The following is a 23654-nucleotide window of genomic DNA, read 5'->3' as shown; positions in this document are numbered from 1 at the left end:
TATATCTTTTCTTTATGCAAACAGGTGGATAATACTCCCTGCAAAACCAAGCAACAGCAGGCCTAATAACAGGTATGTGGTTTTTATATTCTTTTTAACAAAATAATACACTAAAAAGGTAAGGCCCAGCGGTATCATGGCCGGCACTACCTGGTCTAAAATACTTTGTATCCCCACCGCCGATTTTTCGGTGCCGATGTGGAGCGGCGTAGTAATGTTCATAAGCGTGGCCGGCATGGCGCCAACAACCATCAGCCCCAAAATGGATGAGCCTTTGGTGAGCCTGTCCATCACGTTGTTTTTGGCCAGGTTTTGCAGGAAGCGCGTTCCTGCATCATAACCCACAAACGTTAGTTTATAACGCAGCAACAAATGCGGTACATTAAAGATCAGCAGGAATAACAACGGACCCATGATATTGCCTTTAATAGCCAGCGAAGTGCCGACACCGGCGGCAATCACTTTAAAGGTTCCCCAAAATAGCGAGTCGAATACGCCTGCTAATGGCCCCATCAAACCCAGCTTTACCGAATTGATGGATTCACTGTCAAAGTCCTCATCATTGCTGTTTTGCTCTTCCATAGCGGCGGTTATACCCAGTATTAACGTTGAGCCGTAAGGACTGGTATTAAAAAACTGCAAATGCCTTTTCAGGGCGGCGGCCATAGCCTGTTTGGTATTGTAAAGCTTTTTCAACACAGGAATAATGGAAAAAGCAAAGCCTGTATTTTGCCAGGTTTCAAAATTAAAATTAGCCTCCAATGCCAGCGAACGGAAAAACAGCAGGCGGATATCTCTCCTGCTAAGCTTTGCGTTAGGCTTTACCTGTTCGGCAGGTTCATCATCTAAACCGAAATCATCCTCATCATCAGTAACCGGTTTTGGAGCAACTTGTGTAACCAGCAAGGCAATGATCACACCCAATCCCCCAATAGCGATCACCGGCAGCTTTAAATAAGCAGCCAGAATAAAACCGAGGAAAAAGTAAGGCGCCATATTCTTATTGAACATCAGGTTCATGAGCAGGGCAAAGCCCAATGCGGGCAGCATGTTCCCGGCAACCTGTAAGCCTGTTTGTACCCAGGCAGGAATCATGTCTAAAAATGTTTTCATAACTCCTGCACCTAATTGAAGGGCCAGCATAATGATAATGCCCATGAGAACCGGCCGTAATAAACCCGATATAATATGCAGGCGCTGGATGCCTTTAAAATTGCCTTCATCGGCATATTGATTGAATTTTTTATTGAGCATTGCCCGCAATACAAACAAGCCGCTGATCACCATTTCGGCCAGTATGGAAACCGGAACGGCTATAGCCAGCGCAATGGCAGGCCCCTTGCCTGAAATAATGGCGAAGGCAGTGCCTAATACTCCTCCCGTGATCACGTCGGGCGGAATGGCCGCACCCACTTTGATATTACCCATGAAAATAAGTTCCAAAGTGGCGCCAATGATCACTCCCTGTGTTACATCGCCAAGTACCAGGCCAACCAGCGGACCGAGCACAAGGGGGCGGCTAAGCAGGGTAGTGCCCAAAAAATCTTCCGAATGTCCAAACATCGCAATCAGCGCGATGAGCAAGTATGATACTAACAAGGATTAAATGGTTGTTTGTATAGGTTTTAAATCTGTTTATTAAATCAGGCTTGCTACAAGTTGTTTGTTATCGGTAGGTACCTGCCGCACTTCCAGTTCAAGGCCTTTTGCCAGCATTTCGCGGATGATGGTTATATCCTCATCATTAACCGCAATGGCCTTTGATATCAATTTTGAACCTTCTTTCGATCGTAGCCCACCAAAATTTATAGTGGTTATCTCCGCAACATCAGCAGCCAGTGAGGCGGCATCTTTAACGCTATTTATCAATATCAAAACTTTGGCGTTTTTGCTTTTTTCGTCATTTAAAAAAACTGCCGCGTCTTTTACCGATTTGATCAGGAGTTTTGTTCCTGCCGGTTTAGCAAGCCCAAGGGTCATCTTCATGAACTCATCTTTTGCTACCTTGTCGTTGGCTATTAGCAGGCAATCGGCGCCCAGGGCCGGTGTCCATGTAAAAGCAACCTGTCCGTGTACCAGCCTGTCGTCAATACGGGTTAGCTTAATCATTTTCTTCCTCCTGATTTTGCGAGGTTAAAAGTTTATTTACGTATACCATTTGTTGTTTTGCGTTTTCAATAGCTTCGGCAATAACCTCTTCGGCAGGAGTATCGGCATCGGCCAGTACAATTTCTATTACCAATGGCAGGTTAAAGCCCGAAACCACATGTACGTTAGCCTGCAGGGCATATTGTAACACCTGGTTAGTAACGCTGCCGCCAAGAATATCCGAAAAAACGATCAGCTCATCGTTATCACCAACTTGCTCAAGCACGGTTTTGATCTCATCCTCCAATGATTTGTTTTCATCAACATAAGCTTCTATCAAAAAAACATTATCCATAGCACCGGTAATAATATCAAGTGATGATTTAACACCGCCTGCCAGTGTTCCATGCGTTGCAATCAGAAATTTTCTTGTGCCCTGGGTATTCTCCATTAATTATTAAGGTTTTCGACCTGTGTTTAACAGCGCCGCGTTCATAACCGGTTATACAATATATGAAATTTTATATTCTGCAATTATCAGTCAAACTTTGTTCAATTGCTATTTTGAAGCCACTACAACACCACTACTATAATTTATTGTGCCGGTTTAAGGTAAAAAGGCATTATTGAGGATAAAATCTGATAATGCAAAACCTCAATAGCTATTTGTAACAAATTGAGGTATTTAACTATGGTAGTGCTAATGTAGTGGTATGAAAATATCCAACGGAAACTTAATCTTTTAGCTTTGAAGCAGGATGCAGAGCCTGTATTTCCGACGCCACTTTATAATTCCTTAACTTTATATATGAACCTGAAAAAACATATAGCTATTCTTTCATCTGCCTGCCTGCTTTTTATAGGTCTGCCTTTTTTAGTGCGGGCGCAAAGTATTAAAGTGGTAACCAATCATGTGGGTTATGAGGAGAACAAAGCCAAACGCGCGGTTATTGTTGCTGATAGCCATCTCGCATTTACTTCTTTTAATTTGATTGATGCAGATAAAGGCAACACGGTATTTACCGGTAATATAATCTACAGTGGTCCGGTGAATAAATGGAAAAACTTTGAGTTCTGGACACTTGATTTCAGCAGTTTTACAACGCCCGGCAGCTATAAGGTTCAATTCAACTCAGCAAAAGGTATCATTTCATCCTATCCTTTTATTATCGGCAAAAATGTGCTTGAAAAAGCCACCATATCCGATGTGGTATATTATTTTAAAGGACAGCGAAGCTCTGGGCTGTTGGATAAAGCCGATCATCATTTGGCATTATCGGGTACAACAGATACAGTTGATGCGCACGGCGGCTGGTATGATGCCACCGGCGATTATGGCAAACACCTGTCGCATTTATCATTCTCCAATTATTTTAACCCGCAGCAGATCTCGTTAACGGCTTTTAGTCTTTTTAAAACTTACGAGTTGTTAATTGCCCGTTCGGGGACTGATTTCAGGCAATTTAACCGCAGAATTTTAGATGAAGCCATGTATGGTGCCGATTATTTGGTGCGGATGCAGGCTAAAAACGGTTCATTTTATCGCTCTGTGTCATCACCCGGTCCCGGTAAGTTACCGAAAGATAGAGTGATCCAGGCTGATGAAGGCAGTTATCGCATAAAGCAAACCAAAGACCAGGCTTTTACCAAAACCACCACCGGTAAAAACTGGCGCAGTTACCAGGCCAGTTACCGTTCGGGGGCGGGGATATCCATTGCAGCGCTGGCAATGGCATCAGCCTATCAAACATCGGGTGAGTTTAGCAATGCCGATTACCTGAAAGCCGCCGAAAACGCTTTTGCTTTTTTAGAGAAGGAAAACCCGCAAATGGATTATGATAAAAATGAAAACATCCTTGATGATTATTGTGCGTTGAGCGCTGCTACCGAGCTTTATAAAGTAACCCATAAAGATGTATACAAAGCGGCCGCCGAAAAACGTGCGAATAATTTGCTTAACCGCCTAAGCTCATGGAATAAATACCAGAATTTTTGGCGTGCTGATGATAAGGACAGGCCTTTCTTTCATCCATCAGATGGTGGCTTACCGGTAGTAAGCCTGCTGTATTATTATCCTTATGCTGCTGCTGGTCTGCAGGCGAAGATCAAAACATCAGTAAGGAAATCAATGGAATTTGAATTGGCTATTACTCATGAAGTGAATAACCCTTTTGGTTACAGCCGCGAACTGGTGCAGGATACTTTAGGTAACCGGCACAGCGCTTTCTTTTTTTCGCATGGCAGCGATGCCTCGCCATGGTGGCAGGGTGAAAACGCAAGGCTTGGTTCAGTTGCTACTGCCGCAAGGATGGCCGCTAACCTGTTTAAAGACGACAAAGCCTTTCATGATCAGCTTTCCGGCTTTGCCATTGATCAATTAAACTGGATCCTGGGCTTAAATCCCTTTGATGCCAGTATGCTGCAAGGTACCGGGCATAATAACCCCGCTTATGGCTTTTTCGGCACGTTTGAATATACCAATGCGCCGGGTGGTATTGTAAATGGAATTACATCAGGTTTTGATAATGAGGATGATATTGATTTTAATATCCCTTATGCAGTATCAGGCAAAGATTCGGACTGGCGTTGGGCGGAGCAATGGCTGCCGCATACAGCCTGGTACCTGCTGGCAGTTTCAACAAGCGATTAATTATAAACTATAGATTTTGTTATGAAGAAATTTAAGATCCGTATAAGTTTTATCCTCGCCTTGCTGCTGGGTTTATCAAAGCTTTCTTTTGCTTTTGATGAGCATAAAACACTGGCCATAGGGGAGCAGGCGCCCGATTTCAGTCTGCCCGGTATTGATGGTAAAACTTATACTTTACAATCGTTTAAAAACGCTAAAGTACTGGTGGTGGTTTTCATGTGTAACCATTGCCCTACATCGCAGGCCTATGAAGACAGGATGATTAAACTCACCGCCGACTATGCTTCAAAAGGTGTTAGTGTGGTAGCTATCAACCCTAATAATCCGGCTTCGTTGCGTTATGATGAACTGGGATACAGTGATTTGGGCGATTCATTTGAAGAAATGAAAGTGCGCGCCAAAGACAAGGGATTTAACTTCCCATACCTGTACGATGGCGAAACCGAAGCTGCCTCAAACAAATACGGCCCGGTTGCAACGCCTCATATTTTTGTTTTTGATAAAGATAGGAAACTCCGTTACAATGGCCGGATTGATGATATGGAAAACCCTGCCAAAACACCAAAATCACAAGATGTGCGCAATGCTATTGATGCTGTGCTGACCGGTAAAGAAATAGCAGTACCAGTTACCAAAACCTTTGGCTGCTCGGTTAAATGGGCCGAGAAAAAAGATTGGATTGATAAAGCTCAAATTCAATGGGCTAAAGAGCCGGTTAAAATCGATACCATCAGTGCTGCGGGAATTGCAACTGTAGTGAAAAATCACTCGGACAGGTTAAGGCTCATTAACCTTTGGGCTACCTGGTGCGGCCCCTGCGTTGCAGAGTTTGATGACCTGGTTACATTGAACAGGTTATATCGTGACAGGGGGCTTGAATTTGTGAGTATCAGTGCCGATGATCCGGTCAATAAGGATAAAGCCCTGAAGTTTCTCCAGCGCAAACAATCATCGGGCACCAATTACATTTATACCGGCGATGATAAATACAAAATGATCGAGGCTGTAGATCCTAAATGGGATGGGGCTTTACCTTATACCATGCTTGTTGATCCGGAGGGCAAAGTGGTGTACAGCCATCAGGGGGCTATTGATATTGAGGAAGTTAAAAAGGTGATCTGGAATAACCCGATGATGGGCAGGATCTACAAATAATTAATGTCGATGAATAAGCTGAAATATTTTGTTGCCGTATTGATTTCGCTGTTATTGGTAAGCACAGCTATCGCGCAGCAGTATAAATTCAAGGCGCTTGTGGTGATCTCCCAGTCTGACGATCACATCAAAATGATGACCGCTGCCAAACCTTTTTTTGAAAAACTTGGCCAGGACAATCATTTTAAAGTTGACTATACTGATGATTCAAGTAAGATCAATGATGAAAACCTGAAGAACTACGATGTGTTTGTGATGCTTCAATTAGCACCTTTTGATATCTCCTACAGCCAGCAGGCGGCTTTACAGAAGTTTGCAGAGCAGGGGAAGGGCTGGGTTGGCATTCATGGCGCGGGCTTAACCGGTACGGAGTTTTTAGCAAAAGGTACCAAATACTGGCAATGGTTTGAGGATTTTATGGGCGGAGTAGTGTATTCGCCGCATCCGGCTTATCAAAAAGGGACGGTTATTGTGGAAGACAGGAAACATCCGGCTACTAAAAACTTATCCGCTCAATTTGAGATCTCCGACGAATGGTACGAGTTTAATAAAAGTCCCCGGCCTAATGTACATGTTTTGGCTACTGCTGATGAATCAAGCTATAAACAAAACAAACCTATGGGCGATCATCCCATCATCTGGACGAATGAAGAATACCACCGTATGATCTATATCGGTATTGGGCATGATCCTTCAGTATTTACCAATCAAAGCTATATAACACTACTCCGGGATGCCATCCTTTGGGCCGGATCAAAATAAACCATCAACCGAAAATAACTGACATGAAAAAAATAAGCCTGATTTTAAGTTTTTGTCTTTTAACCGTTATCTGCGCATGGGCGCAAAAGGCCCCGCGTTTTAAAGTAATAGCCTTGTATGAAAACGGCGGGCACCATATTGAGTATTCAAAAGTAGCCAAAGTGTGGCTGGATAAGCTGGCTGCCGATAGCAATTTTTCGATCGATTACATTCAAAGTACTGATAGAATTGATGATGCTTTTTTATCTAATTATCAATTGTTTATCCAGCTGGACTACCCGCCCTATGCGTGGAAGGAAAAAGCTGTAAAAGCATTTGAAAAATATATTGATGAAGGCAAGGGCGGCTGGATAGGTTTTCATCATTCCACCCTGTTAGGCGAGTTTGATGGTTACCCGATGTGGAACTGGTTCTCGAACTTTATGGGAGGGATCCGCTATAAAAACTACATAGCCACCTTTGCTAAAGGCACCGTTAACATTGAAGATAAAAGCCACCCGGTAATGAAGGGCGTATCACCATCATTCTTAGTGCAAAAAGAGGAGTGGTACACATATGATAAAAGTCCGCGGCCCAATGTACATGTTCTTGCATCGGTAGATGAATCAACCTACGAACCGAAAGACGGGATAACAATGGGCGACCATCCGGTAGTATGGACTAATCCTGCAAAAAAGGCCCGTAACATTTATATTTTCATGGGCCATTCGCCAATACTTTTTGATAGTAAGGATTATACCACACTGTTTAGCAATGCCATTTTCTGGGCGGCTGGAAAGTAATCATGTTAAATAAGTTGACCTGGCACTTTTAAATACGAGGCACCTACGGAGTCTGGAATTTCATGGAGGACTTGTGCTATAAACACGTTACTCCTACGGAGTGTTTTGCTGAGTTTCAGTACTCCATAGGAGTAACGTGTTTATAGCTCTGTCGAAACAAAGACTTTGGCTCCAGCGGAGCCTCGTATCGGCGACTTTTTAAACACCATATCGGTTATATAAATTATATCTTTTATCACCAGAAATTAAGTTTATTAATATTACTTATTGATAATTAAATAATTATAAGTCGTTTCTTGAAGCTGTAGTGCTAAAGTAGTGCCCGTAAATTAACAATTTGAATACTTGTTTTTGATATTTACTTAACCGCAAACAAAGCCGTTAAACACATCACAATTATGATAAAAAAGCTATTGTTCACGTTCCTTTTACTGATGCCGTTTATCGGTAATGCACAAGGAAATACATCGCCCATATTGCTGCAAATGCACAATGGTAAGGTATATTTTGATAACGTTTACGCGCTGAACCCGGCTTTTAAAAAAGCTGATCTATATGCTAAAGCTCTAAACTGGTTTAAGGGGGACGAAAAAGCTGTAACCAACGCAAACGAAAAGAAAGGTGAGGTAACAGGCACTTACACCACCCGCATCAATATTGGTACTACCGGCAACTATTACTTTGTAAGGGTTGTGGTTGATGTAATAGTGTACGATGCCACTTATGAGGTTAAGGTTTTTGATGTTTACGAAAAGCCGATAGAGAAAGGTATCTCGAACGAATACTCAAAAATTGAATACCGCTGGTGGGATTTCAGGCGTGGCAAGCCCTGGTCGGGCGATGATGAGCCATTATTCAGGGGTGTAAGTGCTGCTGTAAATAATGCAATGGATTCCCTTGGTAATGAAATGAATAAATAATCTTGGTAAGCATTTAAGATGAAGAAACTGATATACACTATAACACTTTTGATGCTGATACTTTTGGCCGGTAAAACCAGCTTTGCACAGCAACCTCAATTTAAAGTACTGGCCTTATACTCAACCAATGTTGAAAGTGACCATGTTGATTTTGCTATGGATGCCATGAAGTTTTATAGTAAAATGGCCAAAGCCAAAGGCTTCGCTTTTGATACCACCAGTAACTGGGGAGATTTGAACGATGAGAAACTAAAGAATTACCAGGTAGTAGTTTGGCTTAATGAGTTTCCGCATAACCAGGCACAGCGCAGTGCGTTTGAAAAATTTATGGCCAACGGTGGTGCCTGGCTGGGCTTCCACGTATCGGGGTATAATGACAAATATACCAAATGGCCTTGGTTTGTTGAGTTTTTAGGCGCTACATTTTATAACAACAACTGGCCGCCGCTGCCTGCTAAAATGATTGTGGACGATAATACCCATCCTGTAACCAAAAGCCTGGGCAAAAGTTATATAGCGCCTATAAACGAGTGGTACGGCTGGAAACCCAACCCGCGAGATAATAAAGATATCAAAGTACTGGTAACGCTTGATCCGGCTAATTATCCGCTGGGCAAAAAGGATATTATCCGCGATGGCGATATCCCTGTAGTGTGGACGAATACCAAATACAAAATGCTTTACATGAACATGGGCCATGGCGACCAGATATTTACATCGCCCGAGCAAAACCAGATGTTTGAGGATGCCCTGTTGTGGTTAGCTGCTAAAAAATAGTACTGTTTAAATTTTATTGTGTTTAAGAGCCGGTTATATCCTAAAGTTTGAGAAGAGAAACTTTAACAATCGACACTCTTTAAACAACATAAAATGATTAAAACCCCATTGCTTTACGCCATTGGTGTAGGTTTGCTTTGCGCTGGGCAGGTTTGCGCCCAAACAGGCGGCAATACCTATCCGCTTGATCCGCTTTCGGCGGCCGAAATGAAAAAAGTTGTGCAGATCCTGAAGGATAGTAAAACCACAACCGGGAAGGATATTTTTAACATCATTAACCTGAAGGAGCCGCCCAAAAGCGAGGTGCTTGCCTATAAACCCGGCATGCATATACGCCGGGAAGCTTTTACCAGCTTTTATGATTACAGCAAAAACGGCATTACCGAGGCTGTGGTTGACTTAAATACTGAAAAGGTAACCTCGGTTAAAAATATCCCGAACGTAATTGGTATGGGCCTTGAAGCCGATTCTGTGGCCAATATCATCGTACGTAAGGATAAGGCTTGGGTGGCTGCTCTGAAAAAGCGCGGCATTTCTATCGATTCGGTAATACATCGCAGTGTATTTACCGGCGATATTGGTATTGCGCCAATTGGTCACCGGGAGCAAATGGTTATTGCCCGCCGTAAAAAGAACAATGTAGATATTGAAGGGTTGATGGCCTACACCGATTTTACCACCGGCAAAATCCTGAAGATAGTTGATGAAGGCAATGCCTTTAGCGACATGACTGATTTGTATTATTTCAACAAAGATTCGGTTAAGGAAACATTGCCTGCACCTAAGCCGCTGATGATCACTCAACCGGAAGGCCACACTTTTGCTGTAAACGGCCATGAAATAACCTGGCAAAACTGGAAGCTGCGTTACGGCGTTGATAACCGCGAAGGTTTGGTAATTTATAATGTGCGCTTTAACGATAATGGCAAAGAGCGTTCGGTAATGTACCGCGGTTCCATGCCCGAAATGGTGGTGCCATACGGTTCGCCCGATTTGTTCCAGGCTACTTATAACTTTTTTGATGTAGGTGAATATCGCTTAGGACAGGGTACAGCGCAATCGTTAACCCCCGGTGCCGACGCACCCGAAAATGCCGAATACATGCCTGCCATCCTTCATCGTGAAAACGGTACGCCTTTCCAGGTTGACAGGGCGGTTGCTGTGTACGAGGAATATGGCGGTGTTTTGTGGCGCCACGGCACGGTTTCGCGCCGGGCAACTAACCTGGTTATAAAATACTATACCATGATCGAAAACTATGATTACGCCTTTACCTGGCGTTTTAAGGAAGATGGCACCATCGATGTGGATATTGAACTGACTGGCATTGTGGAAGTGAAAGGTGTACATCGTACCAGCGAAATGAGCATGGGCGCCAATAAAAATGATCTTTCATACCAGGGCCATCCCTTCGGTACATTAGTGCATAAACATGTTGAGGCTATTAATCACCAGCACTTTTTTGTTTTCAGGCTGGATATGGATATTGACGGCGCGCAAAACAACAGCGTAATGGAAATGAACAGCAAAGCCGTGCCACCGGGTAAGGATAACCCGTACCAAAACGCGTTCTACGTTGATGATACCATGTTCATGAATGAAAAAGAGGCCCAGCGCGATGTAAATTACCAAAGCGCCCGTAACTGGCATGTGGTTAATAATAAAGAAATGAACGAGTTTGGCGGACATGTAGGCTACATGCTGATGCCGGGCGGCCAGGCAAAAACCTTTGTGTCGCAAACATCGCTGCTTCGCAAAAAGGCAGGTTTCCTGAACCACCAGTTTTGGGTAACGCAATATCATGAAAATGAGATCTATCCTGCCGGTAAATACCCCGCCAGTAATAAGGTGTATGATGGCCTGCCCGAGTGGACGGCCAAAAATCGCGAGATTGGCAATAACGATGTGGTATTATGGTATGTGGCCGGTATCACCCACATTGTAAGGCCCGAAGAATGGCCTATCATGTCGGTACACCACATGGGCTTTACGCTGATGCCGTTCGGTTTCTTTTCAACTAACCCAACTTACGGTAATAGTAACCCAGAATTTATCAAACAACAGTTTAAACCTGTTGAAAAAACGCAGCCGGGTTCAGATATTGAGCATCAGTAAAAATCAGTCAATTTAGTTAATGCTCAGAGCCGTGTTTCCTGATGGGAATGCGGCTTTTTAATATTCATTAGGAAATACCATATGAAATCGTCATTGCGAGGTACGAAGCAATCCCAAACTATACAGGGCGGACCTGCTTATAGGGGATTGCTTCGTACCTTGCAATGACGTTTTTTTATAGGATCTATGGAAATTGCTGTTAATTAACTACTTAGTAACCTCTATCAAAAAATCATAAAGGTTTGTTTCGGTAGATAGCTGCAGCTTTTTACGTACCCGGTAACGGCTGATCTCCACGCCTTTTAGCGAGATGTTAAGCAATTGAGCTATCTCTTTTGATGACAGGTTTAACCTGAGATAAGCACATAATTTTAAGTCAGTTGAGCTTAAACCCGGGAACTTGGCCTTCATGGTGGTTAAAAAGTTGTTGTGTACCTGGTCAAAATACATAGAGAAGTTATCCCAGTCATCATCACTTTTTTCGGTATCGCTCATTAATTTAAATACACTCCTGAACTGGTAGGAAGCATCGGGGATGTTGAGTTTCTTGATTAATACCATCAGCTCGTCTTTGATATTGAGCAGCAATTTACCCCTGTCAACCATTTGCATGGTTAGGGTAGCCAGTTCTTTGTTTTTATAGCTCAATTCGGCTTCCAGCTTGTCGTTTTTCAGGGCCATGATCTCTTTGTCATTCCGGTCAAGTTCCAGGCTGTGCAGGTAGCTGAGGCGTTTTTGCTCTTCCTCATGCTGTTGGCGGTGCAGGTCGAACCGTTTTTGCTGATATTTTATACCAAGAAAAACCAGGTAAGCAAAAAGCGCAAAGTAAATGAGATAGGCCCATATAGTTTGATACCATGCCGGTTCAACAATAAAAGTATAATTAACCGGGGCAGATGCCGCGCCTAAATTATTACGGGCCCTTACCGAAAAAGTATATCTGCCGTGAGGCAGGTTGGTATAATCCTTTTCCGTTTTAACCGACCATTTCGACCAGTCCTGATCAAAGCCGATGAGTTTATAGGTGAACTCTTCATTGCTTTTTTGAGCATACAGGGTAGAGGTGTATTCAAAATGAAAGGAGTTCCAATGGTTGGAGAGGCTTACAACCTGTTTAGTGTTTTGAGCAGATACTATTTGATTGCCCTTTACAAAATATCCTCCAAAAATAAGGCTGTCCTTTTCGGCTATGGCTTTTACCGAGGTAAGTAAAACGTTCAGCTTGTTTTCTGATGATACGTATTGCCGGTAATTTAAATGAAACACCCCATTGTTTGAGCCGATAAAAATGTTCTCCTGGTCGTGCGGGTAAATGTATTCAGATCCTTTAACTGTTTGGCCCGCCAGTTCAGGAAAATAGATCACCGTATAAGGAGCTGAGCTGGATTTTTTACTGAAGTCGATAACGCCCACCCGTTGGTTACTAATAAACCAGATATTGCCTTTGCTATCGTCGGTAAGGTATTCAATTTTTGCATTTGAAAAGATAGGCGCATAGAAAGGCGAGAATATGAAATTATTCTTATTGGCATTGTATTCATAGATGCCTTTTTCGGTTGAGGCAATGATCTTACCTTTAATAAGATACACGTGGTTATTAAGTGCCGATGGCAAGCCGCTTTTTTCAGCATATTGAGTATAAAGGGCAACTTTCTTTCTATCTGCAGATAGCTGTACCTTAAAGATCCCGCGATAAGGGTGGGTTGCCCAAATGTAATTATTATCGTCGCGGGCAAGGTTCCCTAATGATTCGTAGATGCCATCTACCTTTCCTTCAAAGCTAAAACCATTGCCGTTGTACTTTAAAAGCTGGAAACCGGTGTATGTACCGGCAATAATATCCGGAGAGGATGGAAAGGCCTTCATCATCCATGCACCGGGGCCGGGAGTGATCGCCCTGGCCTGGTTATTATCAATTTGTAATACCCCATCCTGGTGTCCCGCCAGTAAATGCCCGCCTATCTGCGTTAAACTCAAAACCTGCCCTTTGGTGTTTTCAACTTCGGTAAATGTGCCGGTTGCCGTGCTGATATCCCTTTGTTGGGGACTTAAAGGAACGGCATATAAACCGTTGGAAGTACCGATATAAAGCTTATTGTTAAAGATACTTACTGCATTGCTTTTTACCTGGTTTTCGCGGTTGGGGTAAATGTGTTTAACCGATGTATTATAGTTGATAAAGTCGAGCCCGTTTTCCAGGCCCAGCCAAAGGTTGTGGTCACCATCAAGCAGGGCGCTATGGATATTGTTGTTTTGTAAGCCCTGCCTGTTTGAAAATTGTTCAATAAGCCTGCCTTTTTCATCAATGATATATATTCCTTTTGCCGATGTGCCTATAGCATAACGGTTGTTGCCTATTTTTTGGCCAAAGTTTACCAGGTCGGTTTGTAAGGCAGCATCGATAGCGGTTGGAGCCTTATACAGGTTAACGCCACTCATGAAAAATAAACCGTTTTTGCGCGTGGCAAGCAGTAACGTGTCGCGGCCAAATTCGGTTATACCGGTAACCCTTAAGCCGGTTGTGGGTTGCTTAACACAGGCCTGCCACCGGGTATCTTTAAATTCAACAAGGCCGATATCCTTATCATGCGCAAATAACCGCCCGCCCGCCTGGCTTAGCAGCATCCAGCCACCAGGGGCATCAAAGGTGCGGATCACATTATTTTTCAGTTCAAAAATGCATTCTATCGTCCTGAAAAAAATCTCGTCCTTATAAATTACAATATCCCAGATATCGGCAAACTGCCTGGCCTTTTGTGGTAACAATTGCTTGAGCGAATGAAATTTTAAGATCCCGGCATCGTCAGGAAAAAAATAGCCCAGCTCATCCTGCCCGCCAACATAGATCTTGCCCGTAGCATCAATTGCTACTGATTTAATAGCGCTTCGGTTGGGTAGTGGGTATGTTTTCCAGTAGCTGCCATCAAAAGTGAGCAGGCCGTCATCGTTGGCAAAATAAAGCAAGCCGTTTTTGCCTTGTTTAATATCCCAAATTTCACTGCCCGCATTATACTCATCATGCGTATAGTTTTTTATAGCCGGGGTACCAAGCGTGATCTGGGCAATGGAAGTGCAGATAAAAGCACGGAGAACAAGAATAAACAGAATGCACTTCTTCATTAACGAATTACTGTGGTGGTTGAGTAAAACTCAGTTAATAATACAGCCCGGCCTGGTTAGGAGCCGACTGGTTGAGAGCCGTAATTTAATCAACATTTTACATATACTACACAGTTAAATGTTTCAAAATACGCCTCATTTGCTGTATTTGCTTTGTTTTAAACGCGCAATGGATTGCTGTAGTGGTGTTGTAGTGGTAAGAAAAATAGTGTTAAAATAACAGGTATTGGGCCAATTTTAATATCAGGATGGCTTATGGTTTAGCAACAGCCCAGAATATGGCGTTACGAAACAAAGTGGTAAAAGCCACATCATCAAAAAGCTGGGGAAAATGGCCCATGGCAATATATACGTTACGGGCTTTCTTATGCTCGTTAGTCCAGATTACGGGGTGGTCGCCCATTTTTACATCCTTATTGGGTAAATAGCTTGCCTCATCAATGCTGGCCAATACATGCACATTGGTGCGTGGGCTTTTATCATAAATGTACCACTCATCCTCAGTAATAAAGGTTGACAGGAGGCCTTTCATAACCGGGTGCTGCTTATCCTCTACGTGAAGCACAGCAGCAGCGCCGCCGGGAATATGCAGTTTAAATTGTATCCCGCCCATAAAATCTGAGTACCATTGCCACATGGGGTAACCGTCAAAAACGCCTAAAAGGGTAGGGTGATGAAAGCCAACCCAGCCTCCGCGGGCATTCTCAATATAATCTGTAAAGGCTTCCTGCGCTTCCTTTTCCCAGGGATAAGGCGGATAATCTAATTGAATAAACAACTGGTATTGTTTCAGGAAATCTTTATTGATCTGTTTGGTATCGCTGATATAGTCAACAGTGAAATTACTGTCGATGGCCAGTTTGTTTAGCCATTGCTTTGCTGCAACATCAAATAAGGCATGTCCGCCGCCGTTTTCGGCTATGGCTATCGCCTTAAAACGGGGCTTGGCTGGTTGCTGGCCAAAGGCACTTATACTATAATATAGGTGTAACAAACAAAAGAGCATTAATAAGGTGACTTTTTTCATTTTAATTATTAAGGAAGGCATCAGGTAATATTGGTTTAACCGGCACATAACGGCATGTTTACCGCCGCATAGGCACAATGATAGATGAAACTTTTAATTTGATGGTTAAAACGCTAAAAAGTAGTGGTAAAATAGTGCAGCAAAGCGGCTGGATGGCGGAATTAAATTTTGCTGCAGTGGGATAAGGTGAATTTAATGGGCATAATGTGTTACTATTTAAAAATAAACATAAAGTTTTATTGCTTCTTAAATAAAAATGGAAACTAACGTCAAACTTACAGTTTACGGTTAATTTTAGCACATTTTAATTGTGTTACACGCCCGGTATAATTATTATTTCAATACGCCACTACATCACCACTACGCGTTGTTAAAACCGATATAACCGATAATTTTTCCTTGTAAGTTCGGTCTGTACAACATCTCATTTCACACTTTAAAAATTAATTGTTTATGAAAAGACTCTACATGTTAGTGGCTTTTCTGGTAGGCTGCATTATGTATGCATCAGCCCAGGATATAGCCGTTAAAGGTACTGTGACCGACTCGCAGAACTTACCCATCGCGGGGGTTAATGTCAAAATTGCCGGGACAACCAAAGGTACTACCACCGGTACCGACGGAAAATTCGCGATCCAGGCGCCGGCTGCTTCTACGCTGGTGTTCTCTTACATCGGCTTTACAAGTCAAAGTATTAAGGTTGGAGGCAAAGCAACAATCAATGTTGTTTTGGCTAATGATTCAAAAATGCTTGAAATGGTTACCGTAACCGCCTTAGGTATTGAGCAAAAAACTAAAACGCTTACTTATGCCACCCAGAACGTAGGCGGCGCCGAACTTGAAAAAGTAAAAGATGCCAATTTTGTTAACTCACTTGCAGGTAAAGCAGCAGGTGTGGTGATCACCAAAGGTACAGGCGGCCCCGGTAGCGCATCCAGGATCGAGCTTCGTGGTGCTAAATCAATTGGCGGTAACAGTGCGCCTATTTATGTAATTGACGGTATCCCTATTGGCCAGGGAGCAGGCGGTGTAAACTCCGGACTTGGCGATGGCGCGGGGATCGACCCGTTATCAAATCTTAACCCTGATGATATAGAAAGCATCCAGGTGTTAAAAGGTGCTTCGGCGGCTGCGCTTTATGGTAGCGCAGCGGCTAACGGTGCCTTATTGATCACCACAAAAAAAGGTAAAGCCGGGGTAACGAGGATCGATTTTAATTCATCATCATCATTTGAAACGGCCGTTGGTCTGCCGGTAACCCAAACCCGTTACGGGCGCACGGCTCCCGGCGCAAATGATATGTGGGGTGGTAAATCATCAGGTGCTACAAACGCGTTCATTAAGAATTTTTACAATACAGGCCAAAATTTCCTGAATGGTATTTCGCTTTCATCCGGAACAGAGAAAGCACAGCTTTACGTATCATATGCTAATACTAAAGCAAATGGTATAGTGCCCAACAACTCACTTTTAAAACACAACTTCACTATCCGTGGTACAGGCAAATTTCTCGATAATAAGTTAACACTTGATGGTTCAGTAAATTATATCTATCAAAAACAGGAAAATCCCCCTAAGGCTGGTCGTTATTACAGCCCGATGTTTGGCTTGTACCTGTTCCCTACAGATGATGATTTTTCAAAATATGACAAAGATCATTTTGAGGTATATGATCCGGCGCGCAAGCTTAGCGTGCAAAACTGGCCTTATATGAAAAATGAGTTTTCATCAAACCAAAACCCATACTGGATAGCCAACCGCGATCTTTCAGAAAACTTTTCATCCCGCTACATATCCTCATTCAAAGCTAAATATGACATTGCCAAATGGTTGTTCATACAGGCCCGTACCACTTTAGATGCCTACAACTACCGCAACGAGTTTAAGGCCTACGCTACAACTGATGCGATTATTTTGGGTGATCTTGGCAGCAGGAACGGCGCCTACAACGTGAACCAGGGTTACGGCACGCACCTTTATTCAGATTTCCTTGCGTCGGCAAATACAAATATTACAAGTAATATCTCATTGGAGGCTACTTTAGGTGTCAGTGACGACAGAAGCTTTGATTATAGTACCTATACCGGTAGCAGCTATTCATTCGGCATGCCATATGCAAATTACTTTTCATTGAATAACTATGATCTTGATCATCCGTTCGATATCAACGAAAATGAAGGCAAAGGGATTAATCAGGCAGTTTTTGGTACAGCAACCATTGGTTATAAGGAAACCGTGTTCTTAAACGCAACAGGTCGTAATGAATGGTCATACACCACGCCGAAATCATACTTTTATCCTTCGGTTGGTTTATCATATGTGCTAACTAAAACCGTTGGTACTTCTGATATATTATCTTACGCCAAATTGAGGGCAACTTACGCAAACGTAGGTAGTGCGCCGGGCAGGGGAGCGAATAATTATAATCCTCCTTATTCTATTAACCATACCACCGGCGGTACCAATTCTATCAATAACCTGCCGTATTTTGACCAGGAAAAAAATTATTATCCAAGCGTAAAGCCTGAACGTACAAAAACCTTTGAGTTTGGCGCACAGGTAAAACTATTTGACAAACTGGATATCGACCTGGCTTATTATGATGCCCACACTAATGATCAGATTATAACCATTGCCGCTCCAACAGCTTCAGGTGCTCAAAACTTTATTTTGAATGGTGGCCAGATCCGCAACTTTGGCTTTGAGGGCACTATTGGCTACAACGCCCGCTTTGGCGGCTTACAATGGACACCGGCGTTAAATTTTTCACGCAACATAAACCAGGTGAGGCAGCTAAGCCCCTTGTTTACTGCTGACAGGTATACTATTGCAAGTTCTGATGATTCGAGGCTTGTTGGCACTTACCTGACAAAGCCTAAAGACGGTAAATATGGTGCTTTTGGTGATTATTATGGCCGGGCCATCATCAAAAATCCGGATGGCAGCATCAAAGTTGATGACCAGGGCCTGCCTGTTTTAACCGATGCGGCTTCAACATATGTGGGCAATCCTAACCCTAAATTCCTGGCAGGATTCAATAACAATTTTCGCTTTAAAAATATTAATTTATCATTCCTGGTTGATAGCCGCTTTGGCGGGCAGGTGTTTTCCTATACCGAAACCTGGCTTGATTACAAAGGCGCCTCACAAAGATCAGCAGATGCCCGTGACGCCGGTGGTGTATTGGTAAATGGTAAAAGGGTTAATGCTCATGATTATTACAGCAGGGTATCAGGTGGTGCAGACAATGGTGCGGTTCCTGAATATACCTACAGTGCAACAAACATCCGTTTACGGGAGCTTACACTTGGCTATACTTTTAAGCTGGACGATAAGGCATTTAAAAATCTTAATGTAGCATTTATTGGCCGCAACCTGTTCTTCTTCCACAAAAATTCACCATTTGATCCTGAACAGTCCATATCAACAACTACCAATACAATGGGTATTGATGCATTTGGTGTACCGGCTACCCGTTCATTTGGCTTTAGTGTTAAAGCTTCACTTTAATGTTAACGATTTAATTATTACAACAATGAAAAAACTCAGATATAAAAAAGGTGTAAAAGTTGCACTAAGCACCATGCTGTTGTTATCACTTGCTACTTCGTGCCGCAAGGATATGGATGGCCTTAACCAGGACTTGAAAGCACTGCCACAAAGCTCGCTTCAAATTGACGGTAAAGAAGCAAGTGTGCTTTTACCCGGTATGATGACTAATATCGAATCGCAAACCGACTGGATTTACCAGCTGCAGCAAAACCTTGGCGCCGATGATTACAGTGGATATATGAGTATCCCTTCTGTATTTTTAGGTAACGTAAATAATGTAACCTATGCCTTTGTTGATGATTGGGTTAACTACATATGGGATACGCCTTCGAGCAATATCCTGAACACATGGCTGCAATGGAAACTGAAAGGCCTGGATAAAAAATATCCCGACTTGTATGGTATCGCCCTTATTGTTAAAGTGTTTGGGGCAAGCCGGGCGGCCGATGCCTTCGGGCCTATCCCGTACAGTAAGTTTGGTAATTCAAGTAACGTTACTTTTGATAGCGTGCAGGAAGAGTACAACGCTTTTTTTGCAGATCTTGACCAGGCTATCACGCTGCTTTCGGCTGTTGAGGATAAAACCCCGAATGTTGATCAGATTATTTTTGCGCCGGTTGATAAGAGCACCTTTGGCGGCGATTATGCCAAATGGATAAAAACTGCCAATACCTTAAAGTTACGTTTGGCCATGCGGATCTCAAACGTTGATGCTGCTACTGCTAAGAAAGAGGCCGAATCGGCAGTAAGCAATAAATATGGTGTACTGGAAGCGGCAGACGGTTCGTTTTTGATGAACGTTTTAACCGTAAATCCACTAAATACCATTACCAATGTTTGGGGCGATTTACGTTTGGGCGCACCGGTAAGCTCCATATTAAGCGGTTATAATGATCCCCGGCTTTCGGTAATGGCGCTTCCTGCTACAGATCCGCAACTGGGAGGCAAAATCTATGGCATCCGCACCGGTATTGAGCTTACCGCAAATACTTACAGTAATTTCTCCAGGTTAAATGTTCCGGCCAATTCGCCCATGAAGATCATGGACGCTGCCGAAAGCTATTTTTTACGCTCGGAAGGTGTTGTGCGGGGATGGAACATGGGAGCGGGTACCGCGCAGAGCTTTTATGAAACCGGCGTAAAAACGTCATTCTCGGAGTTCGGGGCAAGCGGTGCTGATACTTATTTAAGTGATGCTGTTTCAACCCCGGCAGCTTATATTGATCCAAAGAACAGTAAGAATAATGCGCCGCCGTTATCAAATATTACCATTAAGTGGAACGATGGTGATGCCACCGAGAAAAAGATGGAACGTATTATTACCCAAAAATGGATAGCCATGTTCCCCGAAGGCTGTGAGGCCTGGGCCGAATTCAGACGGACAGGATATCCAAAACTTTACCCGATCACAGTTAATAATAGTGGCGGTAAAATTGCTAATGGGGCATTTATCAGAAGGTTCCCATACACAACTACATTTACCAACTCGTCAAAAGCACAGGTTGACGCAGCAGTTGCTAAAGAATTTGGTGGCGTTGACAGTCCTGCAAAAAAGCTTTGGTGGGATGTAAAATAACAGATCAGTTTATTGTTTAATTAAAAAGCGGGATACTTTGATTAGTGTCCCGCTTTTGTTTTGATGTGGCAAAAATATTAAGCCTGTTTTACATCATCATGATCGGTGCCAACAACCACATCGTACCACTCTTCAATATCCTTTTCAAAGGCTGCAGTTTTTTCGCGGAAACGTTTTAAGGTATCACTGCCCAGCGGTAAATGTACCGGAGGTTTTTCGGCAGCGGCAAGTTTAAGGAAAGCCTGTGCCAGTTTTTCCGGATCGCCGGGCTGTTTGTAGTTAACTTCGGTTGCAAAGGCACGCATATTGCCCACGGTTTCCTGGTAATCGGCAATTTCATTTGAGGTGCGGATCAGCGAGCTTTCATCAAGGAAATTTGTACGGAAAAAACCAGGGGCAACAACGGTTGCATGAATGCCAAGCGGGGCAAGCTCAAGCGCCATTGCTTCGGTAAGCCCTTCAACAGCAAACTTGGTTGAGCCATAAACGCCCCAGCCAAAATAAGCCCCTAAGCCACCAACTGATGAAATATTGATTACATGGCCTGTGCGTTCTTTACGCATATAAGGTAAAATGGCACGGGTTACATTCAATAAGCCAAATACGTTTGTTTCGTAATTCCTTTTTACTTCTTCGGCAGTAGCTTCTTCAACTGCTGATAGTAACCCGAAGCCGGCGTTATTTACCAAAACATCAATTCGGCCAAAATGCTCCACCGCTTTTGCGGCTGCTTCTTTTGCCTGCTCTTCACTGGTAATATCCAATGGTACAACAAACAGGTTAGGGTTGTTATCAAATTGGGCGGTCAGCGTTTCGGGGTTTTTACGAACGGTAGCTACTAATTTATCGCCAGATGCTAAAACAGCTTTTGATATTTCTAAACCAAAACCTCTTGAGGCCCCGGTTATAAACCATACTTTTTGAGTTTTCATTTTATGTTGCTTTTAATTTGTTTTTGTTTACACTACAAAGTTGGCAACAAAAGCAGGGTGAGCTTATAGCAAAAGCAAAGCGGTTATTATGAAAATCAAAGAAGCAGATGAATTATGCTGTGGCCTGGTACGATCTCCTGAATTCGGCCGGGGTGATTCCTGTATTTTTCTTAAAAAACAGGCTAAAGTTTGGCTGTTCGGCAAACCCGATGCTGTAACCAATATCCTGTAGTGTCCAATCGGTTTGTACTAACAGGGCCTTGGTTTCTTCAAGCAGGCGGTTGCGGATGTGGGTACTTACATTTTGCCCGGTATATTTCTTCAATACCGCGTTTAAGTGGTTTGGGTGTACCGAAAGATTAGCCGCAAACTCCTTGGCGGTTTTTATTTTTATGGGCGATGTATAATTAATGCCCGAGGTTTCCTTCTCCAATAAATGAAAAAACTGGTGGATATAATGGTATTCGTCAGATACATTGTCAGGCTTGGGGAATTGGGCCACCCTCATGCTCTCAACCATTAACAATTGAAGGTAAGCCTGCAGTGCGTCATCTTTTAACTGATTATTCGATAAGTCCTCATGTGCCATCCGTTCAAACAGGCTGTTAAGTATGGGCAGATCAGAATTTTTTAAGCGGATAACGCTTTTTTCCTTTTCATTGAACAGGCCGTATTTGTCAATTGTAGTTTTTAACTGGGGATGATCATTGATGAAAACCCTTTTAAAAAGCACATAATATCCGCCCGATTTATCTGAAAGATTTTTCCAGGATATGATATCATTGGGATGGATGAAAAGAATGGTAGGCTCCTCAATGTAATAAGTATTAAGCCCCATGGTAAAAACGCCCGCACCCTCGGTTATCATCAGTACCTTATAAAAATCGCGCCTGTTAGGTGACAGATAGTTGCGGCACTCATGATGTTTACGGTCAAAAACCTTGATTGTCCAGTCCTCATAAAAATCGCGCATAACGGGGATCATATCCGGCAAATCGCGGAGCGTGTCAATGGTTTTGGCGTCGAGGGTGGTTTGTTTCATGGTGAGGATGTTTAATACAAATATAAGTAGTAAATCAATTTTTGAGATCAACAGGAATAGCATAGAAGTATTTAATGACAGTAACATTAAATGACCTTATGATTATGCCAGATGCATAACCGCATAAAGCGCAGCACCGGATATGGCAACCCAAAGGGCTACTCCCTGCAAAAGCGGTTTTAACCCAACAGATGCCAGTACCTTGCGTGACAGGCCTGCACCTATTAAAAACAAGGTAAGCGTTAAACCCGCCTTGGCTATGCTAATTACATATGGGCTCATTAACCTTACCATAGGTATGTAGGTATTAGCTATCATTGCCAGTATGAACAACCCGATAAAATAAGGGATGCTTACTTTTTTCGACTGGTTCTTGAATAAAAAGGTAGACAGGAATGCTACCGGGATGATCCATAAAGCCCTTGCCAGTTTCACAGTTGTTGCCACTTCCAACGCGTGGGCGCCATATTTGCTTGCTGCCCCAACTACCGAACTGGTATCATGTATAGCTATGGCACACCATAAGCCAAACTGGGTTTGTGATAAGTTGAGGTAATGGCCTATCAACGGAAAAATAAACAGGGCTATTGAGTTGAGGATAAACACACAGCCCAATGCAACCGAGATTTGCTTTTCTTCGGCTTTAATAACCGGCGATATCGCGGCAATAGCGCTTCCGCCGCAAATAGCTGTACCTGATGAGATCAAAAAAGATGTCTTTTTCTCGATATTTAACCACCTGCCCATCAGGGTGCCGAATAACAATGTTCCGGTTATAGATGCGATGGTAAACAGGATGCCTTCTTTCCCGGCCTGTAATGCGCTATGCACGTTCATGCCGAAACCTAAGCCAACTACCGAAACCTGTAATAAAATATGTGTAGCCTTATGATTAAGGTGCAGATAGGGGTGACCTGAACATTGTGCTACTACTAAGCCTAATAATAACGCCACTGCAGGGCTCATAAAAGGCATTAAACATAGCACTATGCAAACGGCAAATATAACTTTGCGGGCATTTTCATTAATGTTTAATAACAGGCCGCCGGTATTGTTTAATTGATGTGGGGTATTCATATTTCCTTTGTTTTAATGATACAAAGGTGTATGAAATTACCGCCGGATTTTTATCATAAAAGGCAATCTGTGATAACCA

The 23654-nt window shown here is 43.0% G+C and carries 17 protein-coding genes; 9 read left to right on the top strand and 8 right to left on the bottom strand.

The window, feature by feature from the left end; genetic code table 11:
- Positions 1-12: 12 nt before the first annotated feature.
- Genes ACFFGT_RS22305 through ACFFGT_RS22295 form a run of 3 tightly spaced genes read right to left on the bottom strand, consistent with a single transcriptional unit; the run spans position 13 to position 2539 of the window.
- The gene (locus ACFFGT_RS22305) at positions 13-1599 is read right to left on the bottom strand and encodes a PTS system mannose/fructose/sorbose family transporter subunit IID (RefSeq protein WP_377024727.1); all 1587 of its coding nucleotides are present in this window, start codon (positions 1597-1599) and stop codon (positions 13-15) included.
- A gap of 39 nt (positions 1600-1638) precedes the next feature.
- Positions 1639-2109: a PTS sugar transporter subunit IIB gene (locus ACFFGT_RS22300; RefSeq protein ID WP_377024726.1), complete on the bottom strand. Its 471-nt coding sequence runs from the start codon at positions 2107-2109 to the stop codon at positions 1639-1641.
- On the bottom strand, positions 2102-2539 hold the full coding sequence (locus ACFFGT_RS22295) for a PTS sugar transporter subunit IIA (RefSeq protein WP_377024725.1): 438 nt from the start codon (positions 2537-2539) through the stop codon (positions 2102-2104). Before ACFFGT_RS22295 ends, ACFFGT_RS22300 begins: the two co-directional genes overlap by 8 nt.
- Positions 2540-2896: 357 nt before the next feature.
- Between ACFFGT_RS22295 and ACFFGT_RS22290 the strand changes: the two genes are divergently transcribed.
- The 7 genes from ACFFGT_RS22290 (at position 2897) to ACFFGT_RS22260 (ending at position 11249) form a co-directional block, all read left to right on the top strand.
- Positions 2897-4738 carry a glycoside hydrolase family 9 protein gene (locus ACFFGT_RS22290; RefSeq protein WP_377024724.1) on the top strand — a complete coding sequence of 614 codons (1842 nt, stop codon included), beginning with the start codon at positions 2897-2899 and terminating at the stop codon, positions 4736-4738.
- Between the two features lie 21 nt (positions 4739-4759).
- Entirely contained in the window at positions 4760-5893 is a 1134-nt protein-coding gene (locus ACFFGT_RS22285; RefSeq protein WP_377024723.1) for a redoxin family protein, read from the top strand.
- Between the two features lie 9 nt (positions 5894-5902).
- The gene (locus ACFFGT_RS22280; RefSeq protein ID WP_377024722.1) at positions 5903-6655 is read left to right on the top strand and encodes a ThuA domain-containing protein; all 753 of its coding nucleotides are present in this window, start codon (positions 5903-5905) and stop codon (positions 6653-6655) included.
- Positions 6656-6678: 23 nt separating this feature from the next.
- Entirely contained in the window at positions 6679-7437 is a 759-nt protein-coding gene (locus tag ACFFGT_RS22275) for a ThuA domain-containing protein (RefSeq protein ID WP_377024721.1), read from the top strand.
- A gap of 398 nt (positions 7438-7835) precedes the next feature.
- A complete protein-coding gene (locus tag ACFFGT_RS22270; RefSeq protein ID WP_377024720.1) occupies positions 7836-8357 on the top strand; it encodes a DUF4468 domain-containing protein in 522 nt (173 codons plus the stop codon).
- Positions 8358-8375: 18 nt separating this feature from the next.
- Entirely contained in the window at positions 8376-9134 is a 759-nt protein-coding gene (locus tag ACFFGT_RS22265; protein WP_377024719.1) for a ThuA domain-containing protein, read from the top strand.
- Between the two features lie 93 nt (positions 9135-9227).
- Positions 9228-11249 carry a copper amine oxidase gene (locus ACFFGT_RS22260; protein WP_377024718.1) on the top strand — a complete coding sequence of 674 codons (2022 nt, stop codon included), beginning with the start codon at positions 9228-9230 and terminating at the stop codon, positions 11247-11249.
- A gap of 207 nt (positions 11250-11456) precedes the next feature.
- Here ACFFGT_RS22260 and ACFFGT_RS22255 read toward each other — a convergent pair whose 3' ends face one another.
- Together ACFFGT_RS22255 and ACFFGT_RS22250 are read right to left on the bottom strand one after the other, a co-directional pair.
- Entirely contained in the window at positions 11457-14369 is a 2913-nt protein-coding gene (locus tag ACFFGT_RS22255; RefSeq protein WP_377024717.1) for a ligand-binding sensor domain-containing protein, read from the bottom strand.
- 253 nt (positions 14370-14622) lie between these two features.
- Positions 14623-15396 (bottom strand): ThuA domain-containing protein, encoded by a 774-nt coding sequence (locus ACFFGT_RS22250; RefSeq protein WP_377024716.1) that lies wholly within the window; start codon positions 15394-15396, stop codon positions 14623-14625.
- Between the two features lie 453 nt (positions 15397-15849).
- On the opposite strand from ACFFGT_RS22250, the gene ACFFGT_RS22245 reads away from it, so the two are divergent.
- On the top strand, positions 15850-18906 hold the full coding sequence (locus tag ACFFGT_RS22245; RefSeq protein ID WP_377024715.1) for a SusC/RagA family TonB-linked outer membrane protein: 3057 nt from the start codon (positions 15850-15852) through the stop codon (positions 18904-18906).
- A 25-nt stretch (positions 18907-18931) separates the two neighbouring features.
- Positions 18932-20524, top strand: coding sequence for a SusD/RagB family nutrient-binding outer membrane lipoprotein (locus ACFFGT_RS22240; protein ID WP_377024714.1), 1593 nt, complete (start codon positions 18932-18934; stop codon positions 20522-20524).
- 77 nt (positions 20525-20601) lie between these two features.
- Here ACFFGT_RS22240 and ACFFGT_RS22235 read toward each other — a convergent pair whose 3' ends face one another.
- From ACFFGT_RS22235 to ACFFGT_RS22225, 3 genes are all read right to left on the bottom strand, one after another.
- Entirely contained in the window at positions 20602-21456 is an 855-nt protein-coding gene (locus ACFFGT_RS22235; RefSeq protein ID WP_377024713.1) for an oxidoreductase, read from the bottom strand.
- Positions 21457-21568: 112 nt separating this feature from the next.
- A complete protein-coding gene (locus ACFFGT_RS22230; protein WP_377024712.1) occupies positions 21569-22498 on the bottom strand; it encodes an AraC family transcriptional regulator in 930 nt (309 codons plus the stop codon).
- A gap of 102 nt (positions 22499-22600) precedes the next feature.
- Positions 22601-23575, bottom strand: coding sequence for a YeiH family protein (locus ACFFGT_RS22225; protein ID WP_377024711.1), 975 nt, complete (start codon positions 23573-23575; stop codon positions 22601-22603).
- Positions 23576-23654: the final 79 nt, after the last annotated feature.

It is taken from the genome of Mucilaginibacter angelicae, assembly GCF_042434235.1.
GTDB lineage: Bacteria > Bacteroidota > Bacteroidia > Sphingobacteriales > Sphingobacteriaceae > Mucilaginibacter > Mucilaginibacter angelicae.
This window is presented reverse-complemented; position numbering and strand designations above follow the sequence as displayed.

Bases quoted from the DNA above. Each gene is read 5' to 3' on its own strand.
- ACFFGT_RS22295 (WP_377024725.1), bottom strand. From the start codon at position 2,539: ATGGAGAATACCCAGGGCACAAGAAAATTTCTGATTGCAACGCATGGA.
- ACFFGT_RS22300 (WP_377024726.1), bottom strand. From the start codon at position 2,109: ATGATTAAGCTAACCCGTATTGACGACAGGCTGGTACACGGACAGGTT.
- ACFFGT_RS22230 (WP_377024712.1), bottom strand. From the start codon at position 22,498: ATGAAACAAACCACCCTCGACGCCAAAACCATTGACACGCTCCGCGAT.
- ACFFGT_RS22225 (WP_377024711.1), bottom strand. From the start codon at position 23,575: ATGAATACCCCACATCAATTAAACAATACCGGCGGCCTGTTATTAAAC.
- ACFFGT_RS22235 (WP_377024713.1), bottom strand. From the start codon at position 21,456: ATGAAAACTCAAAAAGTATGGTTTATAACCGGGGCCTCAAGAGGTTTT.
- ACFFGT_RS22240 (WP_377024714.1), top strand. From the start codon at position 18,932: ATGAAAAAACTCAGATATAAAAAAGGTGTAAAAGTTGCACTAAGCACC.
- ACFFGT_RS22275 (WP_377024721.1), top strand. From the start codon at position 6,679: ATGAAAAAAATAAGCCTGATTTTAAGTTTTTGTCTTTTAACCGTTATC.
- ACFFGT_RS22265 (WP_377024719.1), top strand. From the start codon at position 8,376: ATGAAGAAACTGATATACACTATAACACTTTTGATGCTGATACTTTTG.
- ACFFGT_RS22280 (WP_377024722.1), top strand. From the start codon at position 5,903: ATGAATAAGCTGAAATATTTTGTTGCCGTATTGATTTCGCTGTTATTG.
- ACFFGT_RS22270 (WP_377024720.1), top strand. From the start codon at position 7,836: ATGATAAAAAAGCTATTGTTCACGTTCCTTTTACTGATGCCGTTTATC.
- ACFFGT_RS22245 (WP_377024715.1), top strand. From the start codon at position 15,850: ATGAAAAGACTCTACATGTTAGTGGCTTTTCTGGTAGGCTGCATTATG.
- ACFFGT_RS22255 (WP_377024717.1), bottom strand. From the start codon at position 14,369: ATGAAGAAGTGCATTCTGTTTATTCTTGTTCTCCGTGCTTTTATCTGC.
- ACFFGT_RS22260 (WP_377024718.1), top strand. From the start codon at position 9,228: ATGATTAAAACCCCATTGCTTTACGCCATTGGTGTAGGTTTGCTTTGC.
- ACFFGT_RS22290 (WP_377024724.1), top strand. From the start codon at position 2,897: ATGAACCTGAAAAAACATATAGCTATTCTTTCATCTGCCTGCCTGCTT.
- ACFFGT_RS22285 (WP_377024723.1), top strand. From the start codon at position 4,760: ATGAAGAAATTTAAGATCCGTATAAGTTTTATCCTCGCCTTGCTGCTG.
- ACFFGT_RS22250 (WP_377024716.1), bottom strand. From the start codon at position 15,396: ATGAAAAAAGTCACCTTATTAATGCTCTTTTGTTTGTTACACCTATAT.